Source organism: Actinopolyspora xinjiangensis, assembly GCF_900104475.1.
GTDB lineage: Bacteria > Actinomycetota > Actinomycetes > Mycobacteriales > Pseudonocardiaceae > Actinopolyspora > Actinopolyspora xinjiangensis.
Genome location: NZ_FNJR01000009.1, coordinates 162,146 through 181,336 on the forward strand (window position 1 = coordinate 162,146; position 19,191 = coordinate 181,336).

Sequence of the window (19,191 nt, forward strand, 5' to 3'; positions counted from 1 at the left end):
GGCCGAGGAACGGCTTCCGCCCGGACTCCGGTCAGCCGGACAGTTCCGCCAGCACTCCGGGCAGCTCGTCGATGCGGTTCAGCCGCCGCCCGGCCAGCCGCAGCGCGTCCTCGGCCGGTGGGAAGTGCGGGTTCGGCACGGCGACGACGGTGGCACCGGCCGCCGCGGCCGAGCGCAGCCCGTTGGCCGAGTCCTCCACGGCCACGCACTCACCGGCCTCGACCCCGACCTCCTCGGCGGCGCGGAGGTAGACGTCCGGGGCCGGTTTGCCCGCCCCGACCTGCTCGCTGGAGACCGTGTGGCGCACCACGTCGGTGAGGGCGCCGGTCTCCAGGAACGCGCCGATGATGCGCGGCGGGGCCGAGCTGGCGATGGCGACGGGGTACCGCTCGGCCACGGCCCGTACCGTCTCGACCGCGCCGGGCAGCACCGGTGGGTCAGTCGCGTAGTGCCGGGCCATCCGTTCGATGACCGTGTCCGCGGCTTCGGCGGGTGAGAGGCGAACGCCCAACCCGCTCACGAGGTACTCCGCCCACTCCGGGGTGCTCATCCCCATCATGTGCTCGCTGGCACCCTCGGTCCACCGCCCGCCGTGCTCCTCGGCGACCTCGCGCCGGATGCGGTCCCAGAGCTGCTCGGAGTCGACCAGCACGCCGTCGAGGTCGAACAGCACCGCGCGCACACCATCACTAGCGATCGTCACGCCACCGATGGTATGGCCGACCGGTCCCGATGGGCGCGGCCGGACTCGTGTCGCCCTCGTCCGACCACCCGGCATCGGCCCGCCGAGGAACCGGTGCTTCGGAAGCGCTGGTGATCTCCTCCCCGGCCGACGCCCGGGTTCCCGGAGTCGACGGTGAGTTCGCTCATTCCCGGTGGGCATCCCCCGCGAAAAAAGTTAGCATTTCAAACGAAATACTTTGTCTAGCCGAGGAGCGCGTAGTCCATGAGCGGGTCCGAAGCCACCCGGTTGCGCGAGGTGTTCAAAGGACAGCCCAAGGCCGTCTGGATCACCGCCTTCGCGGCGGTCATCGCCTTCATGGGCATCGGCCTCGTCGACCCGATCCTTCGCTCCATAGCCGAGGCACTGCACGCGGGCCCCGAGCAGGTGACACTGCTGTTCTCGTCCTACCTGGGCGTGCAGGTGGTGGCCATGCTGATCACCGGCGCGTTCAGCGCGCGCTTCGGCGCGAAGCGCACCGTGGTAACCGGTCTCGTGCTCATCGTGCTCGCCACCCTGGCCTGCGCGCTCGCCGGTTCGGTGGTGCAACTGGTGGCGCTGCGAGCGGTGTGGGGGCTCGGCAACGCCCTGTTCATCGCGACGGCGCTCTCGGTGATCGTCGGCGCCGCCAGCGGTGGGCAGCAGGCGGCGATCCTGCTCTACGAGGCGGCGCTCGGCATCGGCCTGTCCACCGGCCCGCTACTCGGCGCGCTGCTCGGCAACATCTCCTGGCGGGGACCGTTCGCCGGAACCGCCGTCCTGATGGCCGTGGCCCTGATCCTGTCCGTGGGCTTTCTGCCCTCCGACAGCGGCGGTCGCGGCGAGCCGGTCGGACTGCTCGACCCGCTGCGCGCGCTGCGGCACGGTGCGCTGCTGCGCACCTCGGTCGGATCCGCGCTGTACACGGCGGCGTTCTTCACCGTGCTGGCGTGGTCGCCGTTCGTGCTGGAGTACGGCGCGATAGCCGTGGGGCTGATCTTCTTCGGCTGGGGCGTGTGCGTTGCCTTCGCCGGTGTCGTACTGGCCCCCAGGCTGGCGAACCGCTTCGGCGAGCTGGGCGGCACGGTGCTGGCCGTGCTGCTCTACGCGGTGCTGCTGTTGATCATGACCGTCGACAGCAAGGCGGTGCTGATCGTGGGCATCGTGGTCAGCGGCCTCGTGTCCGGGCTGCTCAACACCCTGTTCACCGGCAGCGCCATGAGCGTAAGCAGGGCTCCACGCCCGGTCGCCAGCGCGGGGTACAACTTCTGCCGCTGGCTCGGCGGCGCGCTGGCCGCGACGCTCGTCAGCCACATCGCCACCTGGCTGGACTGGCCCAGGGCACCGTTCGCCGTGGGCGCGGTGGCCTGCCTGGTCGCAGCCGGGCTGCTCGCGGTCGGGCTGCGCTCGGGACGTGCCGATCCGCACCGGGTGCCGGAGGAGGCCGCGGTGGTCGGCGAGGAGTTCTGAGTCCCACAGCCAACGGAGCACGCCAGCGGCACGGGAGTCCACAACGGATCGACCAGGCCTCGCCACGAAACAGCGGGATAAACTCTGGGTGATCGTCGGCCACACAAACCTCCGATCGTGCGATGATCATTTCACCGTTACGCATGATTCTGGTTCGACTCACCGTCACGAATTTTCCCGTTGTTCACATTCAGTCAGCCGGAGCATCGCCTGCCGCGCATAGTGTCGGCACGTCCCACTGACAGAAGCCGTGGAAAGGCAGGAAATGTCGGCCAACTCAGCCGAACCACGCGTGCTCCCACTCCCGCTGCTGAACCACTTCTCCGCGAGCCGTTCCGCCGTGACCTGCGAATACCGCTGCGGCAACGCCTGCGCCCACGACGCGCCGAACGAGTCCGACAACAGCTACTTCGGCGACGTGGTGCGGCGGGTCATGGACAGACGCGGCGCGCTGCGCGCGGGCGCGGTGCTGTCCGTGGCGGCCGGCGTGACCGCCGCGGCGGGCGGCACCGCGGCGGCACGACCGGGCCGGGGCCACGGCAACGGGCACGGCCACGGTCATGGCCACGGCGGCCACACCGCCGTCGGCACCGACTTCGACCCGGTGCAGCCGAACACCCGGGACAGCGTGGTCATCCCCGACGGCTACGAGCAGCAGGTGGTCATCAGGTGGGGAGACCCCGTCCTCGCCTCGGCCCCGGAGTTCGACTTCCGGAACCAGACCCCCGAAGCCCAGCAGCTGCAGTTCGGCTACAACAACGACTTCGCCGGACTGATCCCGCTGGACCGCGCCGGAATCCACAACCTGCTGGTGGTCAACCACGAGTACACCAGCGAAACGCACATGTTCGCCGACTACGACCCGGACAACCCCACCGAACAGCAGGTGCGGACCGCCTGGGCCGCGCACGGCATGTCCGTCCTGCTGGTCAGGCGCGATCCGGCACGCGGCGGACTCACCCCGCTCCCGAGCTGGTACAGCAGGCGGATCACGCTGCGCACCGAGTTCGAGATGCGCGGCCCCGCCGCGGGCAGCGACCTGCTCAAGACCTCCGAGGACCCCAGCGGAAAGCGGGTGCTGGGGACCCAGAACAACTGCGCCGGGGGCGTCACCCCCTGGGGGACCGTGCTCTCCGGCGAGGAGAACTTCCACCAGTACTTCGCCAACGCCGACCTGGTCAGTGACCCGCTGACCAGGGAACGGATGCGGCGCTACGGCGTCGGCACCGGCAGCAGCACCCGAAAGTGGGAGCGCTTCGAGAAACGCTGGGACGCCGGCCGGGAACCGAACGAGTCGAACCGGTTCGGCTGGATCGTGGAGGTGGACCCGCACGACCCCGACTCGACCCCGGTCAAGCACACCGCGCTGGGGCGTTTCAAGCACGAGGGCGCCACCGTGCGCACCACCGAGGACGGCCGGGTGGCCGTCTACATGGGAGACGACGAACGGTTCGACTACATCTACAAGTTCGTCTCCAGCGGCAGGATGAAGAACGGCCGCAGCGCCCACGCGCGCAGGCACAACATGTCGCTGCTCGACCACGGCACCCTCTACGTGGCACGGTTCTCCGGCGACAGCCCCGCCTCCGAGATAGACGGCAGCGGCGAGCCGCCCTCCGACGGCGAGTTCGACGGCAGCGGTGAGTGGCTGCCGCTGGCCACCGGCGACACCTCCCACGTCCCGGGGTTCACCGCCGAGGAGGTCTACGTGTTCACCCGGCTCGCGGCCGACCGGGTCGGGGCGACCAAGATGGACCGCCCGGAGGACATCGAACCGAACCCCACCAACGGGCGGATCTACTGCGCGCTGACCAACAACTCCAACCGCGGGGCGGCGGGCCACGCACCGGTCGACGAGGCCAACCCCCGGATCGGCAACAAGCACGGTCACGTGATGGAGATCCGCGAGGACCACGACGATCCGACCTCGACCCGCATGTCCTGGGGACTGCTGCTGGTCTGCGGCGACCCGGAGGACGCGGGGACCTACTACGGCGGTTTCGACAAGGACCAGGTCAGCCCGATCTCCTGCCCCGACAACGTGGCGTTCGACCGGCACGGCAACCTGTGGATCGCCACGGACGGCAACGAGCTCGGCTCCCACGACGGCCTGTTCGCGGTACCGGTGAGCGGCTCGGAGCGGGGGCACGTCAAGCAGTTCCTGACCGTGCCCAACGGCGCCGAGACCTGCGGGCCGATCATCACCGACGACCTCGTTACCGTCTGCGTCCAGCACCCCGGTGACAACGGTTCCGGGCCGGAGAACCCCGGCTCGCACTGGCCGGACGGCGGCGACTCCCAGCCGAGGCCCTCGCTGGTGGCGGTGTGGCGCAGCCACGGTCACCGCGTCGGGGAGATCGGACGCCGCTGAACCACGGGTGGTGAGCGAACCGACACACAACCGAGTCCCCAGCCGGGCCGGTGACGGGAACGCGGCAACCGACCGGCCGTGCCGGGGCCAGAACGCCCCGGCACGGCCGGGGGACGCGGTGCCCACACCGGTGGCGGCGCTACCGTAATCGGGATGACTTCACGACCGATCGCACTGGTCACGGGCGCCTCACGCGGGGTGGGCGCGGCCGTGGCCCACCAGCTCTCCGAATCCCACGACGTTCTCCTCGGCGGCCGTGACGAGGAAGCGCTGCGCGGGATCGCGGCGGACCTCCCCGGCGCGAGTCCTTGGCCCGCCGAACTCACCGACTACGAGGGAATAGCCGCGGCCGCGGCCGGGATCGAGAAGCTCGACGTGCTCGTGCACAGCGCGGGGATGGTCGAGCTCGGCTCGGTCTCCGAGACCGGGGTCGACTCCTGGCGGCGCACCTTCGAGCTGAACCTGTTCGCCGTCACCGAGCTGACCAGGACACTGCTCCCCGCGCTGCGGGCCGCCTCGGGCCACGTGGTGCTGATCAATTCCGGCGCGGGCATGGCCGCCAAGCCGAACTGGGGCTCCTACGCGGCCAGCAAGTTCGCGCTGCGCGCCTACGCCGACGTGCTGCGTGGCGAGGAAGCCCAGAACGGCATCCGGGTGACCTCGGTGTTCCCGGGACGCGTCGCGACCGACATGCAGCGCGAGGTGCGCGAGTCCGAGGGCGGCTCGTTCGACCCGGAGCACTACCTGCGACCGGAGTCGGTCGCCGAGACGGTGGTCTCCAGCGTGCGCGCCGGGGACGACGCGCACATGACGGAGATAGTGCTCCGGCCGAACGGCTGACCGGCATCCCCCGGTCGGCGAGCGGTGCGGCGCCCCGGCGTCGAGCGGCCACCCACGAGGCCCCGTTCCGCCGAGGCACCGCGCGGCCCCTGTGGGGCGGCCGGAGTTCGACGCCTCCACGACCAGTGGCGAGGGTTCCCCAGGGGCCCGCCGCCGCGACCTACCCGAACCGGCCCCTCCGGAGAGCTCGCCTCAGCCCTCTATCCGGCGGGCGGCGGCACGTGCGGACTTCAGCACCGTGTCCCGTTCCACGCGGGTGGGTTCCCCGGTGTCCACCACCTGCTCGCCCGCCACCCAGACGTCTCGCACGCACTCGGCCCCGGCCGCCCAAACCAGGTTCGACAGGATGCGCTCGTCGGTGGCCTCGGAGCCGCGCACGAAAGCCGGGGTGTCCAGATCCAGATGGACGACGTCGGCCCATCGGCCGCTCTCCAGCGCGCCGATGTCGGAACGGTGCAGCGCACGCGCACCACCTCGCGTGGCCGCCAGCAGCAGCTCGGAGGCCCTTACCGCGTCGGCGTCCCCCTCCCGCAGCCGGGCCAGCATGCCCGCGAACTGGACCTCCTCCCAGAGGTCGACGTCGTCGTTGCTGGAGGGGCCGTCGGTGCCGAGTCCGAGCGGCACGCCCGCCCGGAGCAACTCGACGAGTCGGGCGGTGCCGGAGGCGAGCTTGGCGTTGGACCCCGGACAATGGGCCACGCTCACACCGTGCTCAGCGAGAACGGCGATGTCGGTGTCGTCGAGGTGCACCCCGTGCGCGGCCAGGAAACGGCCCTCCAGTACACCGAGTTCGGCCAGCATCCTCGGCACGGAGCCGTGCGAACGACGCTGCTCGGCGTCCTCCTCCGCGGTCTCGGCCACGTGGGTGTGCACCAGCGCACCGCGTTCCCGCGCCTGCTCACTTATCCGACACAGCGCCTCCGTCGGCAGCATGTAGGCGGAGTGCGGGCCGTAGGCGAGTTCCACGCGCTCGCCGGGACCGAACCGCAGACCGTCACTGTCGATCCATCGGCTGATCCGGTCCACCATGCCCTGCCAACCACCCAGACCACCCAGGTCGGGCATATCGATCACAGCGGAGGCGATCACCACACGCGAGCCCACTTCGAGCACAGCGTCGGCCACCGACTCCGGTGCGAAGTACATCTCAGCACTGGTGGTGACCCCGGCCGTGAGCATCTCCATGCTGCCGAGCTGCATGCCCGCGCGTATGTCGGAGGGACGCAACCTGGCCTCGGCGGGCCAGACCACCTCCCGCAGCCAGCGGAGCAACGGCAGGTCGCCGCCCATACCGCGCAGCAGGGTCATGGGAGTGTGCGCGTGGGTGTTGACCAGTCCCGGCATCAACAGTCCCGGGCAGTCCCGGACGACGGTGTCCGCGTCAGGCTCGGGAGCCGTGGCACGTGGACCGCAGTATCCCAGCCTGCCCTGCTCGTCGATGTCCACGACGGCGTCGCGTTGTACCGAACAGGTCTCGTCGCAGGGAAGCACGACCGGAGCACGTAGACGTCGAGTGATCGGCATGACCGCATTGTCCAACGCGCCGACTCCCCAGCGGGAGCCTGCCGTCCCGTCGGATGGCACCAGCATCGCTCCCGGACAGCGCCGCTTCGTGCGCCGCTCCTACGGTCCGAGGGTGTTCACCGCGTGGAACATCACCATCCCGGCTGCGAGCATCCCGCAGGCCAGCACGGCCCAGAGCAGTCCCTCGCGGAGGCGCCGCGCGGTGGGCGAGAACTCGCGGACTCCGGCGCCCGGCCGGCCTCCGGGCTCGGGTTCCGGCTGCTCCCCCGCCTCCGGGGAACGGCCGGCGGAGCGGGGACGGAACAGTCCGAGGAGCAGGGATCGCGGTTGTACGTGTTGCGCCATACCTTCAGAATGCGCGGATTCCGGGACCGCTCACCTCGGCAAATCGGCCAGATCCGCTCCTACTATCGGCCGGTCTCCATCGCCTCCGCTCGGTCATCGGTCCGGAGTAGCCCTGGCCCCGAAAAGACGTGCCGTGGGCCGGCGGGCAGTCGGAGCCGTCCATTCTCAGCGGTGTCCCCCGCCGTCACTCCTCCATCAGCCCGGTCCGCCACGCCCAGGCCGCGATCTCCACGCGATTGCGCGCGCCGATCTTTCCCTGCACCGCGGCCAGGTGGGACTTGACCGTGGAAAGCGACATGTACAGCTCCCCGCTCACCTCGGTGTTGGTCAGCCCGCGTGCCACCGCTCGGACCACTTCGCCCTCCCGGTCGGTCAGCTCCTCCCTCGGTCTGTCGGCCTCCCGGTGTCGGTGCGAACCGGAGTCGTGGAAGTGTCTGAGCAACCGCACGGTGATCTGCGGCGACACCAGGGCGTCCCCGCGTTCCGCGGCGTGCACCGCCTCCACCAGCAGTGCCGGTCCGGCGTCCTTGAGCAGGAAACCGCTGGCACCGTTGTTGAGCGCGGTGGCCACGTACTCGTCGAGGTCGAACGTGGTCACCACGACGACCCTGATCGGTTCGGCGGTCCCGTCCTCGGTGAGGAGCCTGGTAGCTTCGAGCCCGTCGATGCCCGGCATCCGGATGTCCATCAGGCAGACGTCCGGGCGCAGCTCCCGGGCCAGCCGAACGGCGTCGTGACCGTTGCCCGCGTCCCCGACCACCTCGATGTCGTCCTCGCTGTCCAGGATCATCCGGAATCCGGCACGGACCATCTCCTGGTCGTCGGCGATCAGCACCCGGATCATTACCGCTCTTCCCCCACATCCGCCAGCGGCAGTCGAGCCTCGACCCGCCAGCCGTGCCGCCGACCGGGCCCCGCGCTCAATCGACCACCGAGCAGTTCGATTCGCTCCCGCATCCCGACCAGACCGTATCCCCCGGAGCCACCCGGGGGACGTCCGCTGGAAGCGGTCCCGTCATCGGTTACCTCGATCAGCAGCTGCTCGTCCACGGTGCTGACCGAGATCCTGACGAGGTCGGCGTCGAGAGCGTGCTTCTCGGCGTTGGTGACGGCTTCCTGGACGAGCCGCAGTGCCGAACGCCCCACCTCCTGCGGCACGTCGGTCGTCAGGCGCACGTCCAGCTCGACGCGGCCGCCCGTCCCGTCGCGGACGCGGCGCTCGACCAGCTTCCGCAGGTCGGCCTCCAGGTCGACGGTGGGCTCCGTCCCCATCGCGGAGAAGGACTCGGTCTCGGTGTCGCGCATGCTGCCGACGAGCCGCCGCATGGCCGTGAGCGCCTCGGTGCCACTGGACGAGATCCGCTCCAGTGCCTCGCTCGCCGCTCTCGGGTTCTTCTCGGCTACCTTGAGAGCGGCCTGTGCCTGCACCACGATGCCGGTGACGTGGTGCGCGACCACGTCGTGCAGTTCCCGGGCCAGCGCCATCCGCTCGTCCTGCTGCGCGCCCTTCACCGCGGCACGCACCGCACGAGCCCGGTCCTCGTCACGGGCACGGAAGTACATACCGGTTCCGACCGCCAGCACCAGCAGGACGGCCCCCATGAACAGCACGGGGAGGAGCTCCGAGGGCGACAACGGATCGTAGGGGGGCGCTCCGGGGATGAGGGCCGCGCCGAGCAGGGCCGAGATCGTGAGGGCCCCGGTGGCGACGGCGGCCTCCCGCAGCGGAGCCGTTCGGACGACGAAGGCGATGAGCAGCATCCCGGCGGCGGTGACGGGAACCGGCACCCCTCCCAGCGCGGACTGCGGAAAGCCGGTCGCGGCCCCCAGCCCCACAGCGCCGAACAGCGAGGCCAGCACACTGGTGAACACGATGTTCACCGCGCCGAGCAGCGCTGCCTGTACCGGGCGGAGCGGCGCGAAAACCGCGAGCACCGACATGAGCACCGAGCTGGCCGCCATCAGTGCGCCGCCGAAGGGCAGGCGGGCGAAGTCCGAGCCCGCCACCTGCAGGAACAGCAGCACGGACAGCACAGCGGTGATCGGCCACTGTCCGCGCAGCAACTCCGCGAGCGGGTGCCGCGCGGATCGGCGCTCCCGGCCACCCCCCAAATACATCCCGGTGCCCACGGCGAGCACCAGCTGCAGCAGACCGAGTTCCAGGCTCCGGACCACAGGGGGATCGTTGCGGAAGAACACTACGACCAGGCACGCGGCCACCAGCACGGCGGTGACCAGCGTAGCCCTGGCACGCGAGAGGCCGCGGAACGCGTAGACCACGAGTAGCAGGCCAGCGACGTTCTCGGTGACCGAAACGCGCGGGAGTACCGCGGGACCGGCGGGGACGTCGAGGAATCCGGTGAGAGCGAGTCCGACCAGCAGCGTGCCCGCGCCGAGCAGACCGCACCTGACCGGATACCACCGTCCGACCAGCGCGAGCAGCACCATCACCGTGATCAGCGGGACGCGTGCCAGCGCCGAAACGCCGGTGTCGAGCGTGAGGACCAGCTCGCCGCACCAGGTCAGCAACAGCAGAGCCGCGAAGATCCACTGCTGCCGCAGCGCGTCCACCACGCGTCGTAGCCGGGCGCGAACCGGTCCCCACCCCGCTCGCTCGGTGGCGAACCGAGAGGTGGTCAGGCGGTCGGACCGATGCGGCACACCTCGCACCATAACCAGCACGGGCGCGCGTGCGCCCCGGCCGATCGGTCAGTCGTAAATAACCACATGGCCGATACAACGCGTGACCGAGGACAGTCACGCTCGGCGGTGCAAGGTAGCAGCAGGTGGTCGTCCGGAGCTCCGCACGGCAGGCGTCGGGGCCTCGAACGACCGCACGAAAGGAGCGAAACCGTGCTCACCGCATTGTCCGTCATCGGGACGGTACTGGCACTGGCGGTGCTGGTGCTGATGGCACTCAGCGCGACCCTGCCCGATCTCTGGGAGGTGTTCCACCACGGACGTTGACCCGTGAGGCCGTACCGCCGACCAGAACAGCACATTCCCATCCGGCGCGATCGAGTGCGACGAGCGGCCAGGGGTGAGTACGCGCCCGGGCTCGCACACCGGGCTCCGAGCGAACCGCACACCGTCGCCAGGACTGTCGAAACGGGATCGCGCCGGTCACCCTCGAACGACGTGCCGGGTTTCCCCTTCGCTGCTGCTTTCCCGCCGTTTCGCCGACCGACCCCGTCGTGTTGCCGACCCCGTCGTGTTGCCGATCGACGTGGGGTTCCCGTGCTGGAAACGTCGGAAATCCCCTCAGCGGGGTGATCGCTCCCGGTTTCCCCACTTCGCGCTCCCACGAGGACGGCCCGAGGCCGGACGATCCGCTGTCCGAGGTCGGACGGCCGGAGCGGGAAACAACGGAGGTACCGCCGAGCGAGCGACCCGACGACCCGACCGGAAACTTCGGTCAGACGCGCTCGAAGATCAGGTCGTGCACTTCGCGACCCTCCGCGTGAGCCCGGTTCTCGAACTTGGTCACCGGACGCCAGTCCGGTCGCGGCGCCCAGCCCCCCGGCTGATCGGCATGGCGGTTCCGCAACCGCGCCTCCGCCGTGCAGACCTCCATCATCTGCTCGGCGTAGCTCTCCCAGTCGGTGGCCAGGTGCAGCACGCCTCCGGGACGTAATCTCGACGCGACCAGCGCCACGAAGCCGGACTGGACCAGACGCCGTTTGTGGTGCCGCTTCTTCGGCCAGGGGTCCGGGAAGAAGACCCGCACCTCGCTGAGTGTGTCCTCCGGTACGTGCTCGCGCAGCAGCACCGTGGCGTCGCCGCGCAACAACCGGAGGTTGTCGACACCGAGCTTCTCGGCCCGTGCCAGCAGCTGCGCCAGGCCCGGCTTGTAGACCTCCACCGCGAGGTGGTCGCGCTCCGGCTGGTCCGCCGCGAGCCGCGCGGTGGTCTCCCCCATGCCGGAACCTATCTCCAGCACGAGCGGCGCGGTGCGACCGAACCAGCCGGTGGTGTCGAGCGGGCCTTCGGGGAGTTCGGAGATGTCGTGGCCGAACTCCTCCCAGTAGCGGTCCCACGCGCGCTGCTGACCGGTCGTCATGCGCTCGCCGCGCTGGACGTAGCTGACAACCGTGCGCCGGTGGGGAATCTGCTGGTCGGAAGCACTCACGGCAACCCAGTATCGCAAACCCGGCCACCGGGCCGGCCGACACCACCGACCCGCAGCGCTCAGCAACCCTCCCCCGAACCGGACCGACTGTCCAGATCACGGGAGGGCACGCGTGTCACCAGGACTCGATGCGGGGCAGGATCGCGGCGAGCTCGCCGACCCCCGGAGCCGGTACCCGTGGCGTGCTCGCCCCGTCCACTTGAGCGGGAACGATGTTGATCCACCCCGGGTGTTGGTCGGTCAGTGTGACCGTGGTGGGGACCGCCATGGGGGGACGGTCGGACGGACCGTACTCCCAGTAGCCGATCTCCCCCGCCGTGGACCAGGGGACGAACACCCAACCGGGTCGGGCGATCAGCAGCGCGTGCACATCGTCCTCGAACCGGAACGCCTCGGCGCGGCTGCCGACCTCGCCCCGGTGCAGGGCGTGCAGCCACCAGGGAGCGGGGAGCCGCCCCTCGGGACCGCCGAGCCTGCGGAACAGATCCAGCACCTGCTCCTCGGGAGCGGTGTGTATCCACCCGGTACGCACCGACTCCGGGGAGCCCGCCTCCCCTTCGGGCCGGTTCGACTCGGTGGCCAACGACCACTCCAGCCTGGGGATGGGGATCAGTCGTACTTCCTCGGCGTCACCGTTGTCCTCGACTGCTTTTTGATTGAGCGACGAAAACTCACTCGAAAGAACCACAGCTCACCCTCCTCCGCGAGCGCCGCGAGCGGATTCGGGTAGGCGACTCGCGGCCTTCCCCCAGGGATGTGCTCCTGAAACGTTCACGACTCAGCAGAACATCACTTACCTTATGGGTTACCACAGACACGGTGGGTGTACGCAACATTCCGAAGAAAGTGCGACCTCTCACACAGTCCGGCGATCCGGACGAAACTCGCGAAGCAATACCCCAACCGCCGGAGCGGAGCGGCCCGAACGATGGCCGAACGCTGCGACAACACGCGGAACCGAGCTTGCGATCGCCCCTGAAGTCGGGATCTCCGAGAAAAGCGGGGCCAGGGCCATCCCCCGAATGACAGCCCTGGCCCTCCCCCGTCCCGACCACAGGCACCCCCGAGCGCCCGTACAGTCGGTCATCCGGTCGTGCGTGACCAGCCGCGCTCCAGTGGCGGAATCCGACTGATCCACCAGAACCACGACCGGCGGAAAACTCGATTTCTCTTGATCTTATCGGTAGGGGTGAGCAGCGTCTCCCCCGGGCTCGATAACGGCGTGCGGCACCGCACAGGACACCGCACGCTCGATACCGAGGTTCAGCTTGAGCACCTCAGGCGTCCCGCTGCCGGACGGTGACGATCCCGAGGACCAGCAGCACGACCCCGATCGCGAGGAAGTAGACCAGCGAGGCCCACGGCCCGATCGGCGGTTCGGGCAGCTGAGAGCTCATCGACGTCTCCGCCCCACCGCTCTGCATGAGGAATCGAGTGGCGGCGGCGAAGGGCATCCAGTCGTAGAGGTCGTTACCGACCCTGGGAAGCAGCTGGACCAAGGACTCGACCAGCAGTGCCCACACGAGCACGAGCGAGATCGCTCCGGCACTCTGACGCACCAACATGCCCACCGCCAGGGCGTACAGCGCGGCACCGGCGTAGACCAGCCCGAGCCCCGTTAACTGCACCCATTCTTGGCTGGTGTCCAGCGCCAGGACCTCGTTGCCCGAGATGAGGTAGCTGACTCCCCAGGCCGCGAAGGCCGCGATCTCACCGACCACGAAGGCCAGCGCGGTCACCACGGTGCTCTTGGCCAGCATGACCGCCGTCCGGTTCGGCGCCGCCTGGAAGGTCGCCTTGATGGTGCCGAAGCGGTACTCGGTGGTCACGGCCAGCGCTGCCAGCACCATGATCACCATCATGCCGAGTTGACCGCCCGACTGGGTAGCCGCGACGTCGAATGTGAACTCGGCCGGTAGCGTAGCCGCGTACAACGCGCCGAATCCCACGGTCAGGGCCAGCGCCACGATCATGCACCACCACGGGGACCGGGTGGTGAAAAGCTTCATCCGTTCTACTGCCAGCAATGTCATTTCGAATATCCCGATGTCTGTGACCGGCGACGCGCCGTGGGGCGGCGCCGGGTGGGTGTGGATGTCGGTCGTCCCGAACGAGGCGGGGCGAGCTCGGCGGGGAACCGGTGAAGTCGGTGGACCCGTGAGTCTCGGCGGTCACTGAGCCGGGGCCGGTTCGGTCGGCGTGCGCGGTGGACCTGTCGTGCTTCCCCAGTACCCGGATTCCCTCGGACCGGCGGCCTCGGCCGTCCGGCGGAGCCGCTGCCGTGCGCCACGTTCGGAAGAGCTGCGTTCGGGGGCGCCGCGTCGTGTCCGTTCACCTCTCCGCCGCGGCGACCGGCACGTCACCCGTGGCGGGAGCGGCGGGATCGTTTCCCCGGCCGGTGCTGAACTCCACTTCCTGTCCGGTGATCTGCATGAACGCCTCTTCGAGCGAACCGCGCTGCACGGTGAGCTCGTGCAGCACGAAACCGTGCTTGGCCGCGAGTTCACCGACCTGCTCGGTCCCGCCGTCGGGCACCAGCAGCGTGTGCTGATCCTGCTGGTTCTCCCGGGTGACGGCCAGTCCGTTCGAGGTGAGCACCTCACCGAGCTGTTCGGCCTGCGGGCTGCGGACCCGAACCGAGGTGTTGCTGGCGCTGTCCACGAACTCCTCGGTGCTGCACTGCGCGATGAGCTTGCCTCGCCCGACGACGACCAGTTCCTCGGCGGTCTGGGCCATCTCGGAGAGCAGGTGGCTGGAGACCAGCACGGTGCGCCCCTCGGCCGCGAGCCGCTGCATGAACCGCCTGATCCAGTGGATGCCCTCCGGGTCGAGCCCGTTGACGGGCTCGTCGAACATCAGGATCTTGGGGTCGCCGAGCAGCGCGGTGGCGATGCCGAGCCGCTGGGACATCCCGAGCGAGAAGCCACCCGCACGGCGGTGTGCCACTTCCGACAGCCCCACGATGTCGAGCACCTCGTCCACCCGTTTGGTGGGGATGCCGTTGGACCTGGCCATCCACTTCAGGTGCGCGTGGGCCGACCGGTTGGGATGAACCCACTTGGCGTCGACCAACGCGCCCAGGGTGCGCAGGGGGTTCTTCAGCTCGGTGTAGTGCTTGCCGTCGATGAGGACCTTGCCCGCCGTGGGGCGGTCCAGGCCGAGCATCATGCGCATCGTGGTTGACTTGCCCGCACCGTTCGGCCCGAGGAATCCGGTCACCTTGCCGGGCTTGACGGTAAACGAGAGGTCGTCGACAGCCAGTTTGGAGCCGTAGCGCTTGGTGAGGCCCACAGCCTCGATCATCGTCACTCCTGAGGACTCGTTCGACCGGCCGAAAACGCGATCCGGCCTCATGTCATCCCCCAGCCTGCCGCAGCTACCACCGCGAGCGCGTCATTCCGGGGTATAAAGTTGAATACACTTCAGGTCGTAGTGCCCCCGGTGATCCCCTGAGGACACTCCCGGAGACGTTCTCCGGGGGCGGGACCAGGGGCGGAACGAACCGCCGCGACAGCCCACGGCACGACGGTGGCGTGCGGGGCGAGAGCGGTTCGCGACGGCCTCAGCGACCCGGGAACCAGCGTTCGAGCGCGGGGACCAGCCCGTCCTCGGTGACCGGAGCGGTCACCTCGGCGGCGGTGAGCCGCACCGTGGCCGGGGCCTGCCCCATGGCGACGCTGTGGTGGGCCCACTCCAGCATCTGGAGGTCGTTGTCACCGTCCCCGGCCGCGAAGGTCCCCTCGGCGGCCACCCCGAGCTCCAGCCGCAGCTTCTCCAGCGCGGCGGCCTTGCTCACACCGGCGGGCACCACGGTCACCCACGGTTCGTAGTGGTCGATGGTGTAGGTGCACCCCGGCAGCTCGACCCCCTCGAGCCGTCCCCACACCTCGGCGGGGTGACGCCCCGCCCAGTTCGCGATGAACCGGGGCACCGGCTGTCCGAGCAGCTCACCGAGGCCGACCTGCCACTGCGGGCCGTGCAGCTCCTCGGGGGCGAACGGGGCGGTGACCAGACTGCCCATCCCGATCCGCTCGGCGGCGAACAGCGAATCCGGCAGCAGCGGGGCGAGCCGGGCGTGGACGGGTTGCGGATCGAAGGTCTCCACCGACACGGCTTCCCTGGTGGCCACGTCGACCCGCACGGCCCCGTTGGAGCACAGCGCCACCCCCTCGGTGACTCCCAGCTCGTCGAGCACCGGCAGCGTCCCGAGCATGCTCCGCCCGGTGGCGATGACCAGGTGGCTTCCCGAGGACGCGACCTGCCGTACCGCCCGGCGCACCCGGTCGGACAGCAGCTGCGTCCCGGGATCGACCATCGTGCCGTCCACGTCGAGGGCCACGAGGCTCGGCGTCCAGCTGGATCTCGTACTCACATCAGCAGCCTATCCGCTCGGCGTGGGCGCGCGGGCGCTTCGAGTCGAAAAACACCCCGCGCCCGCACCGGGTCGAAACCGGTATCAGGTGCTTCCGACCGGTCGTTTCCGCAGCGCGTCGACGTCGTCCAGCGAGTAGGTGGTGTCGGCCAGTCGTTCGGGCACCACCGAGACCCCGGAGTGGATCAGGGTGCGGATCCGCTCGTTCTGCCCGAAGACGTTGACGTTCATGGCCGCGAGCACGCGATCGGAGCCGTCGAGCCAGCAGGCCACGAACCGCCGGTCGGTCAACGAGCCCCGCACCACCACCCGGTCCTCGACGTCGCCGGGCACGAAGCCGTGGTACTCCATCCCCAGGTCGTACTGGTCGGTGAAGAAGTAGGGCAGTTCGGTGAAGGACGCCGAGTGCCCCAGCATGGTCGCCGCGGCCACTGCGGGCTGCTTCAGCGCGTTCGCCCAGTGCTCCACGCGGAGCCTGCCGAACGTCGGGTGCCGCAGGTCGGCGATGTCGCCCACCGCGAGGATGTCGGGGTCGCTGGTGGTCAGCCCGGTGTCGACCAGCACCCCGTTGTCGATGTCCAGCCCGGCGGTCTCGGCCAGGGTCAGTTCCGGGCGTGCGCCCACCGCCAGCAGCACCGCGTCGGCGGGCAGCTCGGAGCCGTCGGTGAGCCGCACCCCGGTGACCCCGGAGGAGTTCAGGACCTCGGCGACGCGCGCGGACAGGTGCAACTCCACGCCGTGCTCGCGGTGCAGCTCGGCGAAGAACTCCCCCATCCTCGGGCCGAGTGCCTCCAGCAGCGGCTGGTGCGCCGCCTCGACCACGTGAACGCCGACCCCGTACTCCCTGGCGACAGCCGCCACCTCCAGACCTATCCAGCCCGCACCGATGATCACCAGCCGGTCCACCCGCCGCAGCGCGGCGGCGAGCCGATCGGCGTCACCCAACCTGCGCAGGCAGTACACCCCCCGGGAGTCGACGCCGGGCAGCGGCAGTCTGCGCGGGCGGGAGCCGGTGGCGAGCACGAGCTTGTCGTAGCCGAGACGGGTGGCGTCGGCGAGCTCGACCTCGTGGCTGCCCGGGTGCACCCCGGTCGCGCGCGTGCCCAGCCGCAGTTCGACGTCGTGCTCGGAGTACCACTCACGGGGGTGCACGGTGAGGTCGGGCACCTCGGCCCTGCCCGCCAGGTACTCCTTGGACAGCGGGGGACGCTCGTAGGGCGGCGCCTCCTCTTCACAGATCAACTCGATGCGTCCGGAGAAGTCCCGCTCGCGCAGTGCCTCCACGGTCTTCGCGCCGGCCAGGCCACCACCGACCACGACGAATGTCTCGGACATGAGAACTCCCTCCCACCAGGGCGGTTGTGGGAAGGGTAGGCACTGGGAGTCGAGCTCGCTCACCGAGAGGTCCGGCGTCACCGGACGGCGGTCACCCGAACTCTCCTCGAACTCGGGAGTGCCGGGGTCACTCGGCTCCGGGGCGGATCAGCCCCGTCTCGTAGGCGAGGACCACGGCCTGCACCCGGTCGCGCAGTTCGAGTTTGGCCAGGATGCGGCCGATGTGGGTCTTGACGGTGGCCTCGGACAGGTGGAGCCGTTCGGCGATCTCGCCGTTGGAGAGACCGCGCGCCATGTTGACCAGTACTTCACGTTCACGGTCGGTCAACGACTCCAGGACCGAGTCGTCCTTCAGCTTCACTTCACCCGTTCCGATGAAGCGGTCGAGCAGCCGCCGCGTCACGCTCGGCGAGACGACGGCGTCGCCCTCGTTGACCGACCGGACCGCCGAGACCAGATCCGCCGGCGGGGTGTCCTTGAGCAGGAATCCGCTGGCACCGGCACGCAGGGCGGACAGCGCGTAGTCGTCGAGGTCGAACGTGGTCATCACCAGCACCTTGGCGAGCCCACCGCCCACGATGAGCTCGGTGGCGCGTACCCCGTCCATGCCGGGCATCCGAACGTCCATGAGCACCACGTCGGGTTCGAGCTCCCGTGCCCGCTCGACGGCGGCGGCACCGTCGTCGGCCTCGGCGACCACCTCCACGTCGTCCTGCGCCTCCAGCACCATGCGCAGCCCCACACGCATGAGTTCCTGGTCGTCGACGAGCACCACCCGCACCATGTGGGCCAGCCTATAGAACCCACGTGGTCCGGACGGCGCGGTGGCGCGCCGAGTCCCGGGCGCCCCGGAAACGGCCGCCGCTCACCTGGTGGTGGCGGATTCCACGAGCAGCGGGAGTTCCGCACGGACCCGCCAGCCGCCCTCCGCCACCGGCCCCGCCTCCAGCGTTCCGCCGTACACGGCCGCGCGTTCCCGCATCCCGATCACCCCGTTGCCGCTCGGGGCGGTGTCCGGTGCGAGCACCCCCTTGGCCCCGTTGTCGGTCACCTCGATCCGGACCCGGTCGCCCTCCTCGCGCAGCAGCACCGTGGCCGTGGCGTTCCAGCCCGCGTGCTTGAGCACGTTGGTCAGCGACTCCTGCACGATGCGGTAGATCCCCAGCCCCTGCCCCGTGGGGAGCCGGTCGAGATCACCCTCGACCCGCGACGTCACCGGCAGCCCCAGTCCGCGCACCCGCTCCACGAGCTCGCGCACCCCCTCGACGCCGGGCTGCGGACTGCGGTGGGCGTTCTCGTCGCCCTCGGCCTCGTTGCGCAGCACCTGGAGCAGGCCGCGCAGCTCGGTGAGGGCCTCCCTGCCGGTGTCGCCGATCGTCCGCAGCGCCCGCACGGCGGTGTCCGGTGCGTTGTGCACGGCGTAGGCGGCGCCGTCGGCCTGGGTGACCATCACGTTCACCGAGTGGGCGAGCACGTCGTGCAGCTCCCTGGCGATGCGGTTGCGCTCCTCGGCCACGGCGATCCTGGCCTGCTGGTCCCGCTCGAATTCCAGGCCCCGCAGCCGGTTCTCCACCGCCTGCTGGTAGGCCCGGCGCGCGCCGAAGTACTCACCGAGCACCCAGCAGAAGCCGAGCAGCAGCACCAGCTGCACGGTGAACAGCAGGAGAGGCCCCGTGACGCCGAGCGCGAGGTAGGCGGCGAGCAGCCAGACCACGAACACCGCGCCCGCGTAACCGGTCGCCGCCCTCCTTCCGACATAGGCGACGAGGGTGTAGACCATGATCAGCACGGCCAACGAGGCGGGACGGAGGAGGCTGGGACCCTGATCCTGCGCGAACAGTTGGACCACCAGACCGAGCAGCACCGAGCAGGAGACCGGGACGGGGAAGTTGCGACGCAGGGCCAACGGCAACACCAGCAGCGCACCGGCCAGCATCCCCCAGGGCCCCAGCGGTGCCCGGGTGGAGACCTGGTGCAGCACCACGGCCGCGAGCTCGAACAGCAGTACCAACAGCATGATCGAGACGTCGCCCACGCTCGGGTGCTCGCGCATCCACAGACTCAGTCGCCGCACGTCCACCGATGCTATGCCAGTTGAGCGGACG

The 19,191-nt window shown here is 69.9% G+C and carries 16 protein-coding genes; 3 read left to right on the forward strand and 13 right to left on the reverse strand.

From position 1 onward, the window contains the following. Positions 1-31 precede the first annotated feature (31 nt). Complete coding sequence (locus tag BLQ75_RS14910; RefSeq protein WP_244515566.1) at positions 32-703, reverse strand: HAD family hydrolase; 672 nt, start codon at positions 701-703, stop codon at positions 32-34. A 243-nt stretch (positions 704-946) separates the two neighbouring features. Here BLQ75_RS14910 and BLQ75_RS14915 point away from each other — a divergent pair, with 243 nt between their 5' ends. From BLQ75_RS14915 to BLQ75_RS14925, 3 genes are all read left to right on the forward strand, one after another. Beyond that, complete coding sequence (locus BLQ75_RS14915; RefSeq protein ID WP_092602742.1) at positions 947-2,170, forward strand: MFS transporter; 1,224 nt, start codon at positions 947-949, stop codon at positions 2,168-2,170. A gap of 265 nt (positions 2,171-2,435) precedes the next feature. Next, on the forward strand, positions 2,436-4,541 hold the full coding sequence (locus tag BLQ75_RS14920) for a PhoX family protein (protein ID WP_092602744.1): 2,106 nt from the start codon (positions 2,436-2,438) through the stop codon (positions 4,539-4,541). A 153-nt stretch (positions 4,542-4,694) separates the two neighbouring features. Continuing rightward, positions 4,695-5,381, forward strand: a complete 687-nt coding sequence (locus BLQ75_RS14925) for an SDR family oxidoreductase (protein WP_092602746.1) — start codon at positions 4,695-4,697, stop codon at positions 5,379-5,381. A 192-nt stretch (positions 5,382-5,573) separates the two neighbouring features. Here BLQ75_RS14925 and BLQ75_RS14930 read toward each other — a convergent pair whose 3' ends face one another. The 12 genes from BLQ75_RS14930 to BLQ75_RS14985 form a co-directional block, all read right to left on the reverse strand. Continuing rightward, complete coding sequence (locus BLQ75_RS14930) at positions 5,574-6,905, reverse strand: amidohydrolase family protein (protein WP_170837515.1); 1,332 nt, start codon at positions 6,903-6,905, stop codon at positions 5,574-5,576. Positions 6,906-7,004: 99 nt separating this feature from the next. After that, positions 7,005-7,250, reverse strand: a complete 246-nt coding sequence (locus BLQ75_RS14935; RefSeq protein ID WP_092602748.1) for a hypothetical protein — start codon at positions 7,248-7,250, stop codon at positions 7,005-7,007. 184 nt (positions 7,251-7,434) lie between these two features. Then, entirely contained in the window at positions 7,435-8,094 is a 660-nt protein-coding gene (locus BLQ75_RS14940; protein WP_092602750.1) for a response regulator, read from the reverse strand. Then, positions 8,094-9,911, reverse strand: a complete 1,818-nt coding sequence (locus BLQ75_RS14945; protein ID WP_244515570.1) for a sensor histidine kinase — start codon at positions 9,909-9,911, stop codon at positions 8,094-8,096. The genes BLQ75_RS14940 and BLQ75_RS14945 overlap by 1 nt, the downstream gene beginning before the upstream one ends. A 754-nt stretch (positions 9,912-10,665) precedes the next feature. After that, a complete protein-coding gene (gene trmB, locus BLQ75_RS14950; RefSeq protein ID WP_092602754.1) occupies positions 10,666-11,379 on the reverse strand; it encodes a tRNA (guanosine(46)-N7)-methyltransferase TrmB in 714 nt (237 codons plus the stop codon). Between the two features lie 115 nt (positions 11,380-11,494). After that, complete coding sequence (locus BLQ75_RS14955; protein ID WP_244515572.1) at positions 11,495-12,067, reverse strand: hypothetical protein; 573 nt, start codon at positions 12,065-12,067, stop codon at positions 11,495-11,497. Between the two features lie 589 nt (positions 12,068-12,656). Beyond that, positions 12,657-13,412, reverse strand: coding sequence for an ABC transporter permease (locus BLQ75_RS14960; protein ID WP_092602756.1), 756 nt, complete (start codon positions 13,410-13,412; stop codon positions 12,657-12,659). Positions 13,413-13,710: 298 nt separating this feature from the next. Next, positions 13,711-14,682, reverse strand: coding sequence for an ABC transporter ATP-binding protein (locus tag BLQ75_RS14965; protein WP_092602758.1), 972 nt, complete (start codon positions 14,680-14,682; stop codon positions 13,711-13,713). A gap of 259 nt (positions 14,683-14,941) precedes the next feature. Next, complete coding sequence (locus tag BLQ75_RS14970) at positions 14,942-15,751, reverse strand: HAD family hydrolase (protein WP_092602760.1); 810 nt, start codon at positions 15,749-15,751, stop codon at positions 14,942-14,944. 84 nt (positions 15,752-15,835) lie between these two features. After that, complete coding sequence (locus tag BLQ75_RS14975) at positions 15,836-17,086, reverse strand: NAD(P)/FAD-dependent oxidoreductase (protein WP_092602762.1); 1,251 nt, start codon at positions 17,084-17,086, stop codon at positions 15,836-15,838. Positions 17,087-17,213: 127 nt separating this feature from the next. Then, complete coding sequence (locus BLQ75_RS14980) at positions 17,214-17,870, reverse strand: response regulator (RefSeq protein WP_092602764.1); 657 nt, start codon at positions 17,868-17,870, stop codon at positions 17,214-17,216. 81 nt (positions 17,871-17,951) lie between these two features. Further along, entirely contained in the window at positions 17,952-19,160 is a 1,209-nt protein-coding gene (locus BLQ75_RS14985) for a sensor histidine kinase (protein ID WP_244515573.1), read from the reverse strand. Between the last annotated feature and the right edge of the window lie 31 nt (positions 19,161-19,191).